Annotated in this window: 20 protein-coding genes; 1 reads left to right on the top strand and 19 read right to left on the bottom strand. The window is 41.6% G+C overall.

Features of this window, described 5'->3' with window-relative positions:
* Position 1: 1 nt before the first annotated feature.
* The 14 genes from NSQ70_RS11585 to rpsU all read right to left on the bottom strand — a co-directional run bounded on the left by NSQ70_RS11585 (position 2) and on the right by rpsU (position 11077).
* Positions 2 to 145, bottom strand: a complete 144-nt coding sequence (locus NSQ70_RS11585) for a YqzL family protein (RefSeq protein WP_008342408.1) — start codon at positions 143 to 145, stop codon at positions 2 to 4.
* A 147-nt stretch (positions 146 to 292) separates the two neighbouring features.
* On the bottom strand, positions 293 to 1198 hold the full coding sequence (gene era / locus NSQ70_RS11590; protein WP_007501305.1) for a GTPase Era: 906 nt from the start codon (positions 1196 to 1198) through the stop codon (positions 293 to 295).
* The gene (locus NSQ70_RS11595) at positions 1191 to 1589 is read right to left on the bottom strand and encodes a cytidine deaminase (RefSeq protein ID WP_008342410.1); all 399 of its coding nucleotides are present in this window, start codon (positions 1587 to 1589) and stop codon (positions 1191 to 1193) included. The genes era and NSQ70_RS11595 overlap by 8 nt, the downstream gene beginning before the upstream one ends.
* A gap of 112 nt (positions 1590 to 1701) precedes the next feature.
* Positions 1702 to 2088 carry a diacylglycerol kinase family protein gene (locus tag NSQ70_RS11600; protein WP_024718818.1) on the bottom strand — a complete coding sequence of 129 codons (387 nt, stop codon included), beginning with the start codon at positions 2086 to 2088 and terminating at the stop codon, positions 1702 to 1704.
* Positions 2066 to 2545, bottom strand: a complete 480-nt coding sequence (gene ybeY / locus NSQ70_RS11605) for an rRNA maturation RNase YbeY (RefSeq protein ID WP_007501310.1) — start codon at positions 2543 to 2545, stop codon at positions 2066 to 2068. Before ybeY ends, NSQ70_RS11600 begins: the two co-directional genes overlap by 23 nt.
* Positions 2546 to 4636, bottom strand: coding sequence for an HD family phosphohydrolase (locus NSQ70_RS11610; protein WP_173408463.1), 2091 nt, complete (start codon positions 4634 to 4636; stop codon positions 2546 to 2548). It abuts the gene before it with no gap.
* Positions 4637 to 4774: 138 nt separating this feature from the next.
* On the bottom strand, positions 4775 to 5734 hold the full coding sequence (locus NSQ70_RS11615; RefSeq protein WP_008342419.1) for a PhoH family protein: 960 nt from the start codon (positions 5732 to 5734) through the stop codon (positions 4775 to 4777).
* A 3-nt stretch (positions 5735 to 5737) separates the two neighbouring features.
* Complete coding sequence (gene yqfD, locus NSQ70_RS11620) at positions 5738 to 6928, bottom strand: sporulation protein YqfD (protein WP_041506935.1); 1191 nt, start codon at positions 6926 to 6928, stop codon at positions 5738 to 5740.
* An 18-nt stretch (positions 6929 to 6946) separates the two neighbouring features.
* Complete coding sequence (gene yqfC, locus NSQ70_RS11625; RefSeq protein ID WP_012010618.1) at positions 6947 to 7228, bottom strand: sporulation protein YqfC; 282 nt, start codon at positions 7226 to 7228, stop codon at positions 6947 to 6949.
* 207 nt (positions 7229 to 7435) lie between these two features.
* Entirely contained in the window at positions 7436 to 7933 is a 498-nt protein-coding gene (locus tag NSQ70_RS11630) for a hypothetical protein (protein ID WP_058336633.1), read from the bottom strand.
* Positions 7934 to 7964: 31 nt separating this feature from the next.
* Positions 7965 to 8957: a flotillin-like protein FloA gene (floA, locus tag NSQ70_RS11635; protein ID WP_008356247.1), complete on the bottom strand. Its 993-nt coding sequence runs from the start codon at positions 8955 to 8957 to the stop codon at positions 7965 to 7967.
* Between the two features lie 27 nt (positions 8958 to 8984).
* A complete protein-coding gene (locus NSQ70_RS11640; RefSeq protein ID WP_342502161.1) occupies positions 8985 to 10298 on the bottom strand; it encodes a nodulation protein NfeD in 1314 nt (437 codons plus the stop codon).
* A 141-nt stretch (positions 10299 to 10439) separates the two neighbouring features.
* Positions 10440 to 10889, bottom strand: coding sequence for a GatB/YqeY domain-containing protein (locus NSQ70_RS11645; RefSeq protein WP_007501319.1), 450 nt, complete (start codon positions 10887 to 10889; stop codon positions 10440 to 10442).
* Positions 10890 to 10903: 14 nt separating this feature from the next.
* On the bottom strand, positions 10904 to 11077 hold the full coding sequence (gene rpsU / locus NSQ70_RS11650; protein ID WP_003152957.1) for a 30S ribosomal protein S21: 174 nt from the start codon (positions 11075 to 11077) through the stop codon (positions 10904 to 10906).
* A gap of 184 nt (positions 11078 to 11261) precedes the next feature.
* Between rpsU and NSQ70_RS11655 the strand changes: the two genes are divergently transcribed.
* Entirely contained in the window at positions 11262 to 12191 is a 930-nt protein-coding gene (locus NSQ70_RS11655; RefSeq protein WP_217966987.1) for a Na/Pi symporter, read from the top strand.
* A gap of 40 nt (positions 12192 to 12231) precedes the next feature.
* Here the strand turns inward: NSQ70_RS11655 and mtaB are convergent, their stop codons facing one another.
* From mtaB to dnaK, 5 genes are all read right to left on the bottom strand, one after another.
* Positions 12232 to 13590, bottom strand: coding sequence for a tRNA (N(6)-L-threonylcarbamoyladenosine(37)-C(2))-methylthiotransferase MtaB (mtaB, locus tag NSQ70_RS11660; protein ID WP_100325288.1), 1359 nt, complete (start codon positions 13588 to 13590; stop codon positions 12232 to 12234).
* Positions 13590 to 14360 carry a 16S rRNA (uracil(1498)-N(3))-methyltransferase gene (locus tag NSQ70_RS11665; protein ID WP_035390848.1) on the bottom strand — a complete coding sequence of 257 codons (771 nt, stop codon included), beginning with the start codon at positions 14358 to 14360 and terminating at the stop codon, positions 13590 to 13592. The genes mtaB and NSQ70_RS11665 overlap by 1 nt, the downstream gene beginning before the upstream one ends.
* Before the next feature lie 23 nt (positions 14361 to 14383).
* Positions 14384 to 15319, bottom strand: coding sequence for a 50S ribosomal protein L11 methyltransferase (prmA, locus tag NSQ70_RS11670; protein ID WP_017358022.1), 936 nt, complete (start codon positions 15317 to 15319; stop codon positions 14384 to 14386).
* Between the two features lie 22 nt (positions 15320 to 15341).
* The gene (gene dnaJ / locus NSQ70_RS11675) at positions 15342 to 16475 is read right to left on the bottom strand and encodes a molecular chaperone DnaJ (RefSeq protein WP_017367628.1); all 1134 of its coding nucleotides are present in this window, start codon (positions 16473 to 16475) and stop codon (positions 15342 to 15344) included.
* 165 nt (positions 16476 to 16640) lie between these two features.
* Positions 16641 to 18479, bottom strand: a complete 1839-nt coding sequence (dnaK, locus tag NSQ70_RS11680) for a molecular chaperone DnaK (protein ID WP_008342469.1) — start codon at positions 18477 to 18479, stop codon at positions 16641 to 16643.
* Position 18480: the final 1 nt, after the last annotated feature.

Genomic DNA, 18480 nt, shown 5'->3' on the forward strand with positions numbered 1-18480 from the left:
ATTATAAGATTGGAAAATCAAGTCGTGCTATTTCTTCTTCAAGTACATCGGGTCTTTCCAGGTTCTCCTTTTCTAACTCTTTGAAAAGCAGATACGTGTCAACGCTTCCTGTTTGTGAAAATACGTTCCATGTAAAATTCAACATAAAAACCCCACCTTTCTTTATTAGAAGCAGCAACGCTACATCCAACATATTAACTTTATCTTGACCAGGCTACCTCCATTTCATGATAAACAATTTTTACTAATCGAACCGCACCATTGTCAGATCTACTAACAACTGTATCGGTTTTTAATATTCGTCTTCTCTAAATCCGAAATCACGAAGATGTGTGGATTTATTACGCCAATCCTTCTGCACTTTTACCCAAAGCTCTAAATACACCTTTGAGCCTAAAAGTGCTTCAATGTCTCTGCGCGCTTTTTGTCCCACTTCTTTTAATAAGCTGCCGCGCTTACCAATCACAATCCCTTTTTGTGAATCACGTTCTACGACGATGGTCGCTGCAACATGAATCTTGCCGTTTTCATCTGGCTTGATCGATTCAATCGCAACCGCAATACTGTGAGGGATCTCTTCTCTCGTTAAATGCAGCACTTTTTCACGAATTAACTCAGAAATAATAAATCGCTCTGGGTGATCTGTTACTTGATCTGCCGGATAAAATTGAGGGCCTTCTGGAAGATAACCTTCAATTTGCTGAAGAAGCGTATCAATGTTGTTGCCTTCAAGTGCTGAAATTGGCACAATTTCCTTAAATGGGTAACGTGTGCGGTATTCATCAATTAAAAGGAACAGTTCATCCGGATGAATTTGGTCAATTTTATTGACGACAAGGAACACCGGTGTCGATGTTTGCTTTAGTCGTTCAATGATGAATTCATCACCTTTTCCATAGCCTTCCTGTGCGTTGATCATAAACAAGATCAGGTCGACTTCCTTGAGTGTATTTTGAGCCACCCTCATCATAAAATCGCCAAGTTTGTGCTTCGGTTTATGAATTCCTGGTGTATCGATAAAAATCGTTTGTGACGTGTTCGTTGTCAGAACACCTTGCACTTTGTTTCGAGTCGTTTGGGGCTTATCACTCATAATCGCAATCTTTTGCCCAATCACACGATTAAGAAAGGTCGATTTCCCTACATTTGGTCTTCCAATAATTGATACAAATCCTGATTTGAAGCTTTCGTTAGTCATTTAAATCCTCCGGTGAAAATGCGCCTGGCAATAGTTCGTTTACTGTCGTTTCGTATATATGTCCTTTTAAGTTCGTTAGAATCACTGGCATATCAGGTGCACATAGCTCTGAAATGACCTGTCTGCATGCGCCGCATGGTGAAACAGGTCGATCTGTATCAGCCACTACTGCAAGCATTTGAAAAGATGTGATGCCCTCTGAGTAAGCTTTAAAAAGTGCTGTTCTTTCCGCACAATTACACATACCGTATGCTGCATTTTCAATATTGCAGCCGCCATACACTTTTCCGTCATGCGATAATAATGCTGCACCGACTTTGAATTTAGAATAGGGTACATATGCAAAATCTCTTGCTTTGACTGCTTCTGAAATCAACTCTTGTTTGTTCATTCTAGTTCCCACTTTCAGAAGAAATGGTACCACTGTCACATTTATATTTTACATAATTCACGTGACATTTTCACGCCCATTTCTAAAAATGTTAATAAATAGTAATATTGTTCTATTGCATGATCTTCGGTAAGAAGATCATCAACCCAATCATAACCGAAATGGCGGCGTAAACGCAAACAGCGCCTGCTGCCGCGTCCTTCGCTCTCTCAGCAAGAGGATGCTTCTCTTCTGTGAAAAGATCTACTGTATGTTCAATCGCTGTATTCACAAGTTCTAACGCAAACATCCCGCCGCATAAAAGCAGAATGATCATCCATTCAACCGGATGAATGTGAAACCAAAAGCCGCAAATCACCACGATGATGGCTGCGACTGTGTGAAACCGAAAATTCCGTTCATTCAAGAATGTTCGCCATATTCCTCTAAATGCATAATAAAAACTCCGAAAAAAACGGACAAGCGGCGTTCGCTTCTTACGATGATCTCGAAAGGCCATAATCATCCAAGATTTTTGTCTGTTTGGCGAACATTTCTTTTTCATCTTCTTCTGTCATATGATCATAACCAAGCAAATGAAGAAAACCATGAATCGTTAAAAATCCTAGCTCTCTCATAAAGGAATGTCCATATTCCTCTGCTTGCTCTTTCGTACGATCAACACTAATGATAATGTCACCAAGTACAGGCGGAATGTCATCAGCTCCAATGATTTCAATTTCCCCTTCGCCTTCTTCCTCAAGGGCAAATGAAATTACATCTGTTGGTGCATCTTTTCCTCGGTATTCTTTATTAATTTGATGAATTTCTTCATTTGAAACGATCGATACTGATACTTCTGCTTGATCTTTTACTTCAAGAGCATCCGCAGCAAATTGAAGAAGTTTTTCCACTTCTTCAAGCTGCTCTTTCGATACTTGTCCTGTTTCATCTATTAAATCGATTAACAATGTCATTTACTTCACCTTCTGCTTCGGGGCATCTGGATATTCAATCCGAGAATGGAAAATCCCCTTTAATGTTGTACAAATTGTTTGGCTAATAATATTTAATTCTTTAAATGTCAGATCACATTCACTAAATTGTCCATCCTGCATCTTATCTGAAATAATGCCCTTCACAAGCTTTTCAATCCGCTCAGGGTTTGGATTATGCATCGAACGAACCGCCGCTTCCACGCTGTCAGCTACAGAAATAATGGCCGCTTCTTTCGATTGCGGTTTTGGACCAGGATAACGAAATTCTTCTTCTGTCACCTGATCATCCCGTTCTTTTGCCTTATAGTAAAAGAACTTCAGCAGGGACTTTCCGTGATGCTGTTCTGCAATGTCCACAAGTTCCTCTGGAAACTTCTTTTCTCTCAGCATTTCAGCACCATCTGTCGTATGGGCAATAATAATATTCTTGCTCAGCTGAGGAGAAAGCTTGTCGTGCGGATTATCAATGTTCATTTGGTTTTCAATAAAGTATTGGGGTCTTTTCGTTTTTCCAATGTCATGATAATAAGCCCCAACCCTTGCTAACAATCCATTTGCACCGACTGCTTCACATGCAGCATCCGCTAAATTCGCCACCATGACACTATGATGATATGTACCTGGCGTCTCTGTTAAAATCTTTTTCAGCAGCGGATGATTCGGGTTCGATAATTCAATAAGCTTCATGGTCGAAAGAATGCCAAACATGCTCTCAAAGACTGGCATTAACCCAATAACCAAAATAGCCGATGCAAACCCTGACACAATCGCCATGATGAGGTTCACACCTATTTCAAGCCCTGATGGAGAAGAATTTTGAATCAGCGTAATGGACAGCACGACAAGTACATTCACCAAAGCTACCCAAAGCCCCGCCTGCAAAATTTTCGATCTCGCATTATGTTTTCTCAAAAATAAAATTCCTGCCATCCCGCTTATTAGATAATAAGCACAGATGACATAGTTAAAGACACCTGTTACTCCTTGATTAAACATCATACTGCCGCAAAGGGCAAATACAAGACCGGAGAAGATCGCCAGCCGCTCATTGATCAGCAGCTTAATCAGCATCGTACCAAGTGCAACAGGCACGACGTAGCCGATGGTTGTATATTTGGTTTCCTGGAAGAGACTGAATACTTCCATGATGATTAAAATAATGGTGAAAATGAGCGAGTACAGCAGTAACGATTTATTCTTATGGACGAGCGACTTTTTCCTCGATTCCAGTGAGTGGACAATCGCCGCTAAGAAGAGACCGATTAAGATGATAAGACCGCTTACAGGCTTAAACAAATTGGAACTGTTTAAAAGACCCGTCAGTTCTAATTTACGATACACTTCACGGTCAATGAGCTCGCCTTCTTCTACTAAAATTTGCCCTTGCTTGATTTGAACCGGCTGGATATTATCAGCTGCTTCTTGTCTTTTCTTCTCTGTTGCGACCGGGTCAAATACATAGTTTGGAATAATCGCAAATTCACCAATTTCTTTCGCTGCATTTAAATATTTTGATGGAATCGAATTGTTTTCAAGCTCTGCTTTCACTTGTTTCTTTTCATCTTGCAGCTTAGAAGCTGTGATTTCTTTACCCATGAGAGAATTGACCACTGTGATGATGGAATCCTTTGTAAAAGAAAGGTTTTCGTCACTTGCTTGGAGCAGTGCTTTAATCGATTGATCCGAAACAGCTTCCTGCATATCCGTTGTGAGTTTTTCTTTTACACGCTTCACCATCTCTTGATCTGTTGGCGGGTTCTCTTTATCATCAGCTGCTGCTTTCTTCTCTTCTTTAATGGCTTCAAAGAGGGATGAAATGAGGTCAACACGATTATCAGAATACGCTTTTTTGAGTGTATATTGGTCTTCTACTTGATCCGTTGCTTCTTGTTTCTTTTCTTCTGTTGCTTCTTGATCATCAACGGTAGACGGAGAATAGATGGTCTGCTCGCTCACTGAAAACAAATCTAGGTCGAGCGATTCAGGCTTTACATGGAAGAAGAGCACCACAAACAGAATGGCTGCTAAACCAGCGTATAGCAGTACGTTTAAATAGCGTGAGCGCTCCATTTTTTGAGGTTCTTTTTTAGACAGCAGTCTTTTTCGCTTACTGCCTTTCTGATTCTTTCTCAAGGAAAGTACCTCCTTTTTTACTTTAAACCACGATCGAAACAAAATGACCCGATTAAGACGATCGGGTCACTCAGTTCATTTTTGCTTTTCGTATGCTCCAATGATCTTCGCCACAAGCGGGTGTCTGACCACATCTGTCTGATCTAATTCAATGAATGAGATACCCTTGATCTCAGCAAGCATGTCCTTTGCAGCTGCAAGGCCTGACTGCATACCTTTAGGCAGATCAATTTGTGTAATATCTCCTGTAATGACCATTTTAGAACCAAAGCCCAGTCTCGTCAAAAACATTTTCATTTGAGCTGGCGTTGTATTCTGCGCTTCATCTAAAATCACAAATGCATCATCAAGCGTCCGCCCTCTCATATAGGCAAGAGGGGCAATTTCAATCACTCCGCGCTCAATTAAACGTTCCGTATGATCACTACCAAGCACATCGTGCAAAGCATCATATAGCGGTCTTAAATAAGGATCGACTTTTTCTTTTAAATCTCCTGGCAAAAAGCCAAGACTTTCTCCTGCTTCAACAGCTGGCCTTGTCAGGATAATCCGTTTGACATGTCCATTTTTCAGGGCATGTACGGCGTTGACCACTGCCAAATACGTTTTACCTGTACCAGCAGGTCCAATCCCAAAGACCAGATCATCTTTTTTCATTGCCGCAGCATATTCACGCTGGCCGATCGTTTTGACTCTGATCGACTTTCCTTTGGCATTTTTCGTAATTTCATCTTCATACATATTTTCAAAATAATTGAGCTTGTCTTTTTGCGCCATTTTAATGGCATAGACGACATCCCGTTCAGAAATCTCAATTCCTTTACGAATGAGATGTAAGAGAGATGTAATTAAACGGCTCACAGTATCTCTTGATGCTTCCTGACCAGAAACATACACTTTCTCTCCACGTGTGATAATGGAGACATTCAGCTCGTTTTCCATCAGTTTCAGATAAGCATCTTGATTGCCAAATAAAGCAATGGCTTCGTTTGGGCTATCCAATTTTTGTTGAATCTCAAGTAAATGTTCTGTCATTCTCTAGTCTCCCTGAACAATAGGTGTTGGTTGAACAATATCTTCTATTACTTGGTAAAGGATGATTAACTTAACTTTACCATTCCCTGTTGTCTCGTGCAAAACTTTTTCACTTTTCACCTCACCTGTTTGACCTAGCTTTTCTTCTAATTCTTTTTTACCCATTTTAATCCCTGCTTGAACCGCTTCTTTATTTGTGTATTCTCGATTTATTTTTTCACTTTCTCGTGTGATTTCCTTTTCATAGGAGAACGGTAGTTGCATATTCAAAAAATGAAGCGGGTGAACTTCTTTTTCTGTTTTCGGCTGCTGAAAATCATCTTTTTTAAAGGAAAATCCCCAAAATGGGATGGAGCCTCCAAACAAGGATAGCTTGTGCTTTGTCTTCATTTTACCCGTAAAGACATCAAAAGATGTTCGGAGAGGGACAGAAACTTCAGATCGGTACCATGTTTCACCATATATTTTCGCTTTGGCTCCGACCGTTTTTTTCTGATCTTCACTCCCAATTAAACCTGAGACGAGCATCTGCCCTTTTTTCACATGTTCATCGACCTGGGCAAGCGGTTCCCCCTTTTCTACATACATTCTCGTGATGACCGCCTTTTTCTTGGCAACGATGTGCTGAGGACTCGTATATTTCTCCTTTTCAGGTTCATTTTTTTCGACCACTTTCATTTGAAACGTCGTTCCGTTCAGTTCAACTCCGACCCATGTAATGCTCTGAATATTGGTCGTCAATGACTTTTGTATTTTTTCAGGGGTCCCCATGAGAAACTGAAAACGCCCTTTTTGTACCCCAATTTCATCTAAATGCTTTCTCATTTGGTGTTCTGTTTCTGGATTCGCACCTTTAATCTCAATTTTCCACACCATATTTGAAAGAGCCAATATCGTCACTAGGAAAAAAGCCATCCCGAGGGTGAATCCAATATTTCTTCTCGACCATAGAAGAAGAAACGGGAACCCTTTCTTTTGATGAAATGAACATTTCACCTCATGATGTCTGCGCACTTTTCTAAAGGCATGTACATCTGAGAGGCGAATAAATAAGCGCACGCTGTCTTGACGGCGGCTCACTTGAAAAATTGTGATCCCCTGTCTCGTGCACTCATTGATCAGCCGCTCAATACCGCTTCCTCTTATCTCCACTTCCACTCTGCCAATAAAATAGGCAAACCATTTGTTCTTCACGTTTCTCCCCTCCGTCAGTTAAGAATCAATATAACGGACCTCATCGATTTTCCCCTCTAATAAGATCTCTTCTGGCAAAATCGTTTTAATCACAAAGTCTTTTCCTGAAATAATGCACTGTCCTTGCTTGAGCATCAGCCTTACCTCTTGATCACTGAAAAGTAAAAGCCCTTTATGGTTCTCTATGTAAATATGGAGTCTGCCAACCATCGTAATACGGGGAAGATCCATCATCACGTCCGGAGGGATTTCAAGTGTTCTTGTCAGCCATGCTTTAAGTCGATTTTTTCTTTTTCCCATTCAATAAGAACCCCTTCCCACCTCATGTGTATGAGATCAAACTGAAAGATGGTGAGACTGATGAGAAAGCCTCTATATCATCCTATTCCTCAGCGGTTCATATCATGCTAATGAATCCCGTAAAACAGCCGTTTCATCATTTTGACTAAGAAAAGTCTCCATTACACAACAAAAAAGCCCCCCTTAAGGATGAGGGGGCTTACTTCTTTATCTTTTATATGGTCGTTTCATCGTTCGATGCGGCTTTTTCGCACGGGGCTCTCCAAATACTTCACCAAGGATCATCCCTTGAACGACCGTATCTTGGTTGAGTTTCTCAATCATTTTCGGCTTCATTCCAGCAGATGCTGCTTTTGGCCTTGTAAGTTCTCTTTCAAGCGATTGAAACTCTTTATTCAGCTCGCTTTTTCTTTCTTCCATTTCGGCAAGTGTAGCTGTATAACGATCCTGTAAGGATTGTGAACCTTGTTTCTTCATCCCGCCATGATCATGTACATCGCCAAAATCGTCAAGCTGGTCCGTTACGACCGGATCTGGACTTGTTTGTTTTGTTTGCTTTTGCGGCACTGGTTTACGCTGAGGAGCCGGTTTGTTTTGCTGGTTCTTTTGTTCGTTCTCCTCTTGTTTACCGATTTTCCCAAAGATTGCAGAGATAATACCGATGATAATCGCTATTAGTAACGGATTTTCAAATAGAATGTCCAATGGGCTCCCTCCTTAAAGCGTGAGAGGATGCTTATTTGTTTTCATTATCAGATGGACCTTTTGTCATTTTGCCAAATGAATCTCTCATATCCGTATCAGCATCGATATTCTTAATGTTCATGTAGTCCATAACTCCAATATTACCTTCACGTAGTGCTTCGGCCATTGCAAGTGGTACTTCCGCCTCAGCTTCTACTACTTTCGCGCGCATTTCTTCAACTCTCGCACGCATTTCTTGTTCTTGTGCAACAGCCATCGCACGGCGTTCTTCTGCTTTCGCCTGTGCAATGTTTTTGTCGGCTTCTGCTTGGTCTGTCTGCAGAATTGCCCCGATGTTCTTACCGATATCAACATCTGCGATATCAATCGAGAGAATTTCAAATGCTGTACCTGAATCTAATCCTTTACCAAGAACCGTTTGAGAAATCATATCAGGATTTTCAAGAACCTTTTTATGATTATCTGATGAACCGATTGTCGAGACAATCCCTTCACCTACACGAGCAATGATGGTTTCTTCTCCTGCACCACCGACAAGTCGGTCAATGTTTGCACGAACTGTAATACGTGCTTTTGCTTTGACTTCAATCCCGTCCATCGCAACACCTGAGATAAATGGTGTTTCAATGACTTTAGGGTTTACACTCATTTGGACAGCTTCAAGTACGTCACGGCCTGCTAGGTCGATTGCCGCACAGCGAGCAAAGTTCAATTCGATATTCGCACGCTGAGCTGCGATCAATGCGTTGATCACGCGGTCAACGTTACCACCTGCAAGATAGTGGCTTTCTAATTGGTTAATCGTCGCATCAAGACCTGCTTTATGCGCTTTGATGAGCGGGTTGACCACTCGGTTTGGAATCACTCGGCGAAGTCTCATTCCTACAAGTGTAAAAATGCTCACTCTTACGCCAGCCGCTAGGGCAGAAATCCACAGCATCACCGGTACAAAGGTGAAGAAGATCGATAGAACGATCAAACCTGCTGCGATAATCACGAATAATAGTAAAGTAGATGGATCCATTTTATTCCTCCTATAAAATCAGTATATCTATACTTTCCTCACGACAATGCGTGAGCCTTCCGCTTTCACAATTTTTACTTGTTCATCCTTATCGATAAAAGCACCTTCTGACAAAACATCAATGCGCTCGTCTCCGAATACAATCGTACCAGATGGACGAAGTGCTGTTGCTGTCACTGCGATTTGTCCTACAAGATCATCTCTTGTTTCATTTGACACATAACCACTTTCTTTATTGGTTGAATCGGTTAAAATGAACTTTTTAAAAAATTTCATACGTTTCCCCAACACCTTTGTCAATAAAATAACTGCTATGATTGAAACAGCAGTGGCAATCAAGATGGAAATCGCCATTTCTGTAAAGCTCCCAGCTGCTAAAAATAAGCTGACAACGACACAGATTAGTCCAATGACACCCACGATTCCCCCTGGCAAAAATAATTCCAGAATGATCAACACAATCCCTGCCAAAAACAGGAACAATGTCTCATATCCTGCAAAACCTGCCACGAGATGACCATAAAAGAATAGAAGAAGCGCTGTGACTCCCATGGTGCCTGGAACCCCAAAGCCGGGAGAATATAATTCAACAATTAATCCTAAGCTCGCAATGGATAAAAGGATAGGAATGACGATCGGATGCGTGAGAAAACGCGCAACCTTTTCAGCAAAGCTCACTTCATCGTATTGAACAGAGGCATCTGCTAAGTTCAGCTTCTGAACCAAGTCATCCATATTTTTCGCTTCTCCTTCTGCATAACCGAACTGAAGCGCCCGATCTGTGTTAAAGGTCAACAATTCTCCTTTTGGTGCACCAGCTTCTTTTGCGTCTATATCTACATCTGCCATCGCAAGAGCATATTTTGGATCACGCCCCTGCTTTTCAGCAGCGTCACTCATTTCAGCAAGCCATACAGATTCAGATTTTTGATCGGCAGCGTTGCCTTCACCGTCAATGATCGCAGCAGCCCCCATCTTTCCGTTTGGGGTCATATAAATTTGATCGGCATTTAGGGCAATGAATGCCCCGGCTGAAAGCGCTCTATGATTCACAAACGCTGTCACTGGGATGTCGGATGCACGAATGGTATCGGCTATTTCAAGTGCCGCATCGACTGCACCACCTGGTGTATTGATGTCGAGAATGATGTGCTTCGCCCGTTCCGACTTTGCCTGCTCAAATGATCGTTCAATGAATTTAGAAAGTCCTTTTTCTACTGTATCTTCAATTGGGATTACATGAACTTTCTGGTCTGCTGATTTCGCGGTCAATTGAACCCCTAATAACAAGCATATTATAAAACAACTGAAGAGAGCAATAGAAATTTTCATTTTTTTCATCTATTTGGTGATCCCCCCTCTCTTTCTTTCATTTTACCGTTCCTTTACATACGTTACAAATGTATCATAGGTTTCATTTTTATATGACAGGTTTATGGAGGCATAAAAAAAGTACCCTTCTAACATGAGAAGGATACTTTTTTATTGAGACAGTTGCTCGCTGACAAGTCTGTTAATCACAGCACCATCAGCTTTACCTTTTACTTTTGGCATAATAGCGCTCATCACTTTACCCATATCAGCTTTCGATGAAGCACCGGTTTCGGCGATTGTTTCTTTCACAACCGCCTGCAGTTCTTCTTCAGAAAGCTGTTCAGGTAAATAAACGTCTAAAATGTCAATCTCTTTTTGAACTTTATCTACTAAATCTAAGCGATTAGCTTTCGAAAATTCATGGAGGGAGTCTTTACGTTGCTTAATCTCGCGGGAAAGGACGGTTAGTTCCTCATCTCCGGTCAAACTGTCTTTCTTAAGCTTTATTGCTTCATTTTGCAGTGAAGCCTTTACCATACGAATGACAATAAGCTTGTCTTTCTCTCGGTTTTTCATAAAAAGCTTCATATCAGAATTTAATTGCTCAAGAAGACTCATAAAATCCACCCTCTTTAGAATTTACGTTTTCTAGCAGCTTCAGACTTTTTCTTACGCTTTACGCTAGGCTTTTCATAAAATTCACGCTTTCTTGCTTCTTGCAATGTTCCAGTTTTGGATACACTGCGTTTAAAGCGACGAAGAGCATCTTCAAGCGATTCGTTTTTTCTAACGACCGTTTTTGACATTCTCTTTCCCTCCCTCCGAATACACCAATCGACTGCATTAAAAAAAGATATACATATGCAAAACATGTACCTAGACATTATAATATAAGCCTAGGTTGAGGTCAACTAAGTGATTTGGAAATATATTTTCGTCATGAGCAGGTAGACAAGTCCATATATTCATTGGTAAGAGGAGGACTTTTCTATGATGGCGATCATTTATTTTTGTGCACTTATTTTCATTTTTTTATGGGCAATGGGTTTGCTTAGGAAAGGATTAATGGCACTCACGTCGTCTCGTATTGAGAAATCACTTCTTCTCTTTACAGATCATCCAGTCAAAGCATTCTTGGTCAGTATTGTGTTTACAGGGGTTCTTCAAAGCAGTTCGGCGTTTATGGTCATCGTTATCGGCTTTGTGAGTACAGGCATTCTCACGTTTAAAAAATCCATACCCATGATTCTTGGAACGAATATCGGCTCAACATTTACGACAGAATTTATTGCCATTAAGATGGACGTGTTTATGTGGGTTCTGATTGCAGCTGGTCTTTTATGTATCATTTTGGGCAGGAAGTCTTTTCGATATGCAGGAAAAAGTTTATTTGGGCTTGGCATGATCTTTTTTTGTATTCAAGGTTTTTCAAAAATTGCAGGTATGATGACCAGTCAGCCAGAGACACTGCGTTTCCTTGAAATGATGCAGCATTCCGATTGGACAGCTCTTCTCTCTGGTACAGTGTTCACGGCCATTGTTCATTCAAGTTCTGTATGTATCGGTATTTTGATGGGATTTATGAATGAAGGGACTGTCGCTCTAAAAGAAGGCATCAGCTTTGTTTTAGGGTCCAATATCGGAACATGTATTACTGCCGTGATGGCTGCTATCTCTGGCGGTTATGCAGCCCGCCAAACCGCGTATGCACACGTCGTGTTTAATGTTCTAGGTGTACTTTTATGTCTTCCTTTTCTCACCTTTATTACAGATTTTGTTGCGCTTTTAGCAAGCTCTCCTGCCCAGCAGATTGCGCACTTTAGTCTGCTGTTTAATGTTGCAAGTTCTCTCCTCTTTTTCCCGTTCATCCGCCCTTTTCACGCCTTGATTTTGTTCCTTCTTCCAAATCGGTCAACATAAAAGAAACCGGCTTGCCTAATGGCTGCCGGTTTTTCATTCATTATGAGGTCATTTTCACTTGATCCGTCTGCACGTCATCACTTATACGGACGAATTGTCCTTCGTTATAAGGATAGCCTGCTTTCGTAATCTTCACTTTTACCAAACGGCCAATCATGTCCTCTGTTCCTTCAAATACGACCTTCATGTAGTTATCAGTATAACCTACATACAGATTGTGCGTTCCGTCTTGTTCTTTGAAGGATTCTTCTGGAATAATCTCTAAGACGTCGCCTTCATATGCCGATGCATATTCTTTTGCAAGCTGATCAGAAAGAGCAATGAGGCGGTGAACGCGTTCGTTTTTCACATTCTCATCTACTTGATCTTCCATTCTTGCAGCAGGCGTACCTGTCCGTTTGCTGTAAGGGAACACATGGAGCTCAGAGAATTGATGGTCTTTGACAAAATTGTATGTTTCCATAAATTCTTCTTCTGTTTCTCCTGGGAATCCAACGATCACATCTGAAGTGACAGCAAGACCTGGCAATGCTTTTTTGAGCTTCGTTAAACGCTCTGCAAAGAATTCCATTGTGTATTTACGGCGCATTCTTTTCAGTACAGTATTAGAGCCAGATTGAAGCGGAATATGCAAGTGTCTCACAATTTTATCTGACTGATCGAGCACTTCAATCACTTCGTCTGTAATTTGACTTGCTTCAATGGATGAAATGCGGATTCGTTTTAATCCCGCCACACGTTCATCTAATTCTTTCAGAAGCTTAGCAAAGTTATAATCCTTTAAATCTTCACCGTATCCACCTGTATGAATACCTGTTAATACAATTTCTTTGTAGCCAGCATCGACAAGCTGCTGCGCTTGATTGATGACTTCTTCTGGATCGCGAGAACGCAGTAATCCGCGAGCCCAAGGGATAATGCAGAATGTACAGAAATTGTTACAGCCTTCTTGGATTTTTAATGAAGCACGTGTTCTGTCAGTAAACGCAGGAACATCTAGTTCTTCAAAGACCCGTGCTTTCATGATATTGCCAACTCCGTTGATCGGCTGTCTTTCTCTTCTGTATTCTTCAATATAACCAAGCAGTTTATGTCTGTCTTGTGTGCCAACCACAATATCAACACCAGGAATCGCCATGATTTCTGCCGGAGACGTTTGTGCGTAACAGCCTGTTACACAAATGACACCATCCGGATTATGACGAATGGCTCTTCTAATGACTTGGCGGCTTTTTTTATCGCCTGTATTGGTGACGGTACATGTATTAATGACATATACGTCTGCTTTTGATTCATAATCTTTTCTTTCATAGCCAGCTTCTTTAAACAGCTGCCAGATGGCTTCTGTTTCGTAGTGATTGACCTTACAGCCAAGTGTATGGAACGCTACTGTTCCCATCATGATTCACCTCTTAATAACTCTGTTTGATAAGATATAGCAGAAAGCGCGTAAAGAGGAGCTGTTTCTGTTCTTAAAATGCGTGGTCCAAGCCCGCAAATGACTGCACCATGCGCTTCAAGTTCTTCAATCTCCTTTTCTGCTAAACCGCCTTCTGGACCAAAAACCACTAATAAGGTTTGTCCGCCCTTCATCTGTTGGAGCACCGTTTGAAACCGGCTTTGCTCGCCTTCTTTCGATGATTCTTCGTATGCAACGACACATTTATCGAATTCACCGGCCAGTTGAATCAGCTCTTTAAATGTTGATACTGGATGAACGCGCGGAATGATATTCCGGTAAGACTGCTCGGCAGCTTCTTTCGCAATTTTTTCCCAGCGATCTCGTTTTTTTAATGACTTTTTTTGGTCAAGTTTTGTAATCGAACGAGTCGCTTGAAACGGAATAAAAGCACTTGCGCCAAGCTCGGTGCCTTTTTGGATAATCCATTCAAGCTTATCCCCTTTTGGCAGACCGCTTGCAATCGTCACCTTGATCGGAAGTTCTCGATTCTGATTCGTCCAGCCTTCCAAGTGACAAATCACTTCTTCCTTTGTTATTGTATCAATTTTACTGAGCGCTTCAAAGCCGTCTGTCGTTAAGCAAAGGATGTCCTCCCCTGCTTTCATCCGCATGACGTTTGCAAGGTGATGAACATCTTCACCCTTTATGACGATGTTTCCCTTTTCCGTCACTTCTTCTTTTGTGAGGTCGATAAAATATCGTTGCATACGTGTCCTGACACCTACTCGCTTTATTTTTTCGCTATGATGCTGACCCAATCTTCCATTGACAGCACTTCAACAATCTCAAAACCGGCTTCTTCTAAAGCAGTTTTGACTTGTAATTTCTTTTGTCCGATAATGCCTGATGTAATAAAGTAACCGTCTTTCTTCAATAGATCATACGCTTGATCTGTAAAGCGCATGATGACCTCTGCAAGGATGTTGGCCACAATCACATCGCGTTCACCTGAAATCCCATCAAGTAAATTATTTTGTTTTACCGTTACTTGCTCGCTCACACCATTTAATTCGATGTTCTGCTTTGCACTTTCCACTGCAACGGTGTCGAGATCAAATGCATGAATGTCTTTTGCACCGAGCATTGCAGCGGCAACACTTAAAATGCCAGATCCTGTTCCAACGTCAATCACCGTGTCGTTTTCCTTCACATAGCGCTCAAGCGCCTGAATGCAAAGAACCGTTGTTGGATGTGTACCGGTTCCAAATGCCATTCCAGGGTCCATTTCGATGATCAATTCATCAGAATGAACGGGTGTGTACTCTTCCCATGTTGGGACGATGGTAAATTTCTCAGAGATTTTCACAGGATGATAGTATTTCTTCCATGCAGTCGCCCATTCTTCTTCGTTTACTTCACAAATTGACAGTGTATTTCGTCCAAGGTCAATATCGTATAGAAGAAGATTGTTGATGGCTTCTTTGATCTCATCTACCGTTTCCATCAAAAAGCTATTCATCGGAAGGTAGGCTTTGACGATAACCCCTTCCTCAGGATAATCATTCGGATCGAGCTGGTAGATCTCACCGTATACATTTTCACGTTCCTTGACTAAATCAAGCGGGTCCTCAATCACGACACCACTTGCACCTGCTTCATGCAAAATATTGGTGATCGGTTCCACCGCTTCATTTGTTGTATGGACGCTAATTTCTGACCACTTCAATACTACCAACTCCTTATCCGTCTTACTCGCCTTTAAATGCGCGTTTCACCTTATCGAAAAAGCTCATTTCTTGTTCGTCCGGTTTATTTCCGCTCACTTCAGCAAATTTTCTAATGATATCTTTTTGATTTTCGGTTAAATTCGTCGGTGTTACGACGCGTACAACGATATGCTGATCGCCTTGACCATAACCGCGTACATTTTTTACACCTTTTCCTTTGAGTCTAAACTTCGTACCCGTTTGTGTGCCCGCAGGAACTTTTAATTTGACTTTCCCATGTAATGTCGGCACTTCAATTTCATCACCTAGTGCAGCCTGCGCAAAGGTAAGCGGCATTTCGCAGTAGATGTCATCTCCATCTCGTTCGAAGAATTCATGCGCCCTCACATGGAAAACAACAAATAGATCGCCTGGAGGTCCTCCATTTACACCTGGTTCACCTTGACCAGATACTCTAAGCTGCTGACCATCGTCCACACCTGCTGGGATCGTCACATTGATTTTCTTACGCTTACGCACTTTACCAGATCCACCACATGTTGAACACTTATGTTCAATTTGTTTACCAGTTCCGCTACAGTAGTTACATACTCTGCGGTTGACTACTTTACCAAATGGCGTGGATTGCTCGACATTTAGTTGACCTGATCCGCCGCAATGTGAGCATGTCTTCGCCTGTGTTCCAGGTTTTGCACCTGATCCATGACACGTTTCACATGATTCCTCGCGGGGAATCTCGATCGTTGCTTCTTTCCCAAATGCCGCTTCTTCAAATGAAAGGGTCATTGTATATTGAAGGTCCGCTCCTTGACGCGGTGCATTTGGATCTCTTCTTCTGGCTCCGCCGCCAAAAATACTAGAGAAGATGTCATCAAAGCCGCCGAAGCCGCCAAAGTCTCCTCCACCGCCAAAGCCGCCGCCACCAAATCCTTGGTTTGGATCGGTGTGACCGAACTGGTCATAATGTGAACGTTTTTGATCGTCAGAAAGGGTTTCATAGGCTTCTTTTACTTCTTTGAATTTCTCATCTGAGCCAGCTTCTTTATTAATATCAGGGTGATACTTTTTTGAAAGCTTGCGGTATGCCTTTTTGATTTCGTCCTTTGAGGCGCTCTTACTCACGCCAAGCACTTCATAGTAATCACGCTTACTCATCTCTTCACACTCCCGATTTTCTCACATAAATACGATTGTATCATTTTAAATTGATCTTTTTCAATTCCTTTTCATCGTTGAAAAGAAAAAAGTCAAAGCCAAGAGATCCTGACTTTGACTTTCTGACGAGTACGTTTCAGCAGTCTTTTTCAAAAGTAAAGGTGATTATTTTTTCTCTTGATCGTCGTTTACTTCTTCGTATTCTGCATCCACTACATTGTCATCTGCTTTTTGAGCACCTTCAGCGCCTTCTTGCTGAGCTTGTGCTTGTTTTGCAGCTTCTTCATAGAGCTTTGTCGTTAGTTCTTGAACGATTGTTTGCAGCTCATCTTTTTTCGCTTTGATGTCTTCAAGCTCGCCTTTTTCGATCGCAGCTTTTAGTGCATCTTTCGCGTCGTTTGCTTTTTTCACTTGCTCTTCATCGATTTTGCCTTCAAGATCTTTTAATGTTTTTTCTGTTGTAAACACTAATTGATCTGCTTCATTGCGCACTTCGATTTCTTCTTTTTTCTTTGCATCTGCTTCAGCATTTTCTTCTGCTTCTTTGACCATTTTTTCGATCTCATCATCAGAAAGACCTGAAGAAGATTTGATTGTGATGTTTTGTTCTTTTCCAGTACCCATATCTTTCGCACGTACGTTGACGATACCGTTTTTATCGATATCAAAAGATACTTCGATTTGTGGTACGCCGCGTGGTGCTGGTGGAATGTCAGTCAATTGGAAACGACCTAATGTCTTGTTGTCTGCTGCCATTGGACGCTCACCTTGTAAGACGTGAATGTCTACAGCAGTTTGGTTGTCAGCAGCCGTTGAGAATACTTGAGATTTACTTGTTGGAATGGTTGTATTACGTTCAATCAGCTTTGTGAATACGCCGCCCATTGTTTCAATTCCTAAAGAAAGTGGTGTGACGTCAAGAAGAACAACGTCTTTGACATCTCCTGTGATAACTCCACCTTGAATTGCCGCACCAAGTGCAACCACTTCATCAGGGTTTACGCCTTTATGAGGCTCTTTACCTGTTTCTTTTTTGATTGCTTCTTGTACTGCAGGAATACGAGTTGATCCACCAACAAGGATAACTTTATCAATCTCGCTAGCAGATAGACCAGCATCTTTCAGTGATTGACGTACAGGTGTCATTGTACGCTCTACAAGGTCCGCAGAAAGCTCTTCGAATTTAGCACGCGTTAGCGTTAATTCTAGGTGAAGAGGACCTGCATCTCCAGCTGTGATAAATGGCAGTGAGATTTGTGTAGAAGATACACCAGAAAGATCTTTTTTCGCTTTTTCAGCAGCATCTTTTAAACGCTGAAGCGCCATTTTATCTTTAGAAAGATCAATGCCGTTTTCTTTTTTGAACTCAGCCACTAGATGATCGATGATGACTTGGTCAAAATCGTCTCCACCTAGACGGTTGTCCCCAGCAGTTGAGCGTACTTCAAAAACGCCGTCTCCAAGCTCAAGGACTGATACGTCAAATGTACCGCCACCAAGGTCATATACAAGGATCGTTTGATCTTCATCTGTTTTATCTAAACCATAAGCAAGTGCAGCTGCTGTTGGTTCGTTGATGATACGTTCTACTTCAAGACCAGCAATTTTACCAGCATCTTTTGTTGCTTGGCGCTCTGCATCGTTGAAGTAAGCAGGAACTGTAATAACCGCTTTTGTTACTTCTTCGCCAAGATAAGCTTCAGCGTAAGATTTAAGGTGTTGAAGGATGATTGCAGAGATTTCCTGCGGCGTGTAGTTCTTGCCCTCAACTTCTACTTTATAATCTGTACCCATATGTCTTTTAACAGACATGATGGTGTTTGGGTTTGTAATTGATTGACGTTTCGCTACTTCACCTACTTGGCGCTCTCCATTTTTAAAAGCGACAACAGATGGTGTTGTACGTGCTCCTTCAGCGTTTGCAATAACTTTTGGCTCGCCGCCTTCGAGTACTGCAACACATGAGTTTGTTGTTCCTAAGTCAATACCAATGATTTTACTCATA

The organism is Bacillus sp. FSL R5-0397 (assembly GCF_038593395.1).
Classification (GTDB): domain Bacteria; phylum Bacillota; class Bacilli; order Bacillales; family Bacillaceae; genus Bacillus; species Bacillus altitudinis.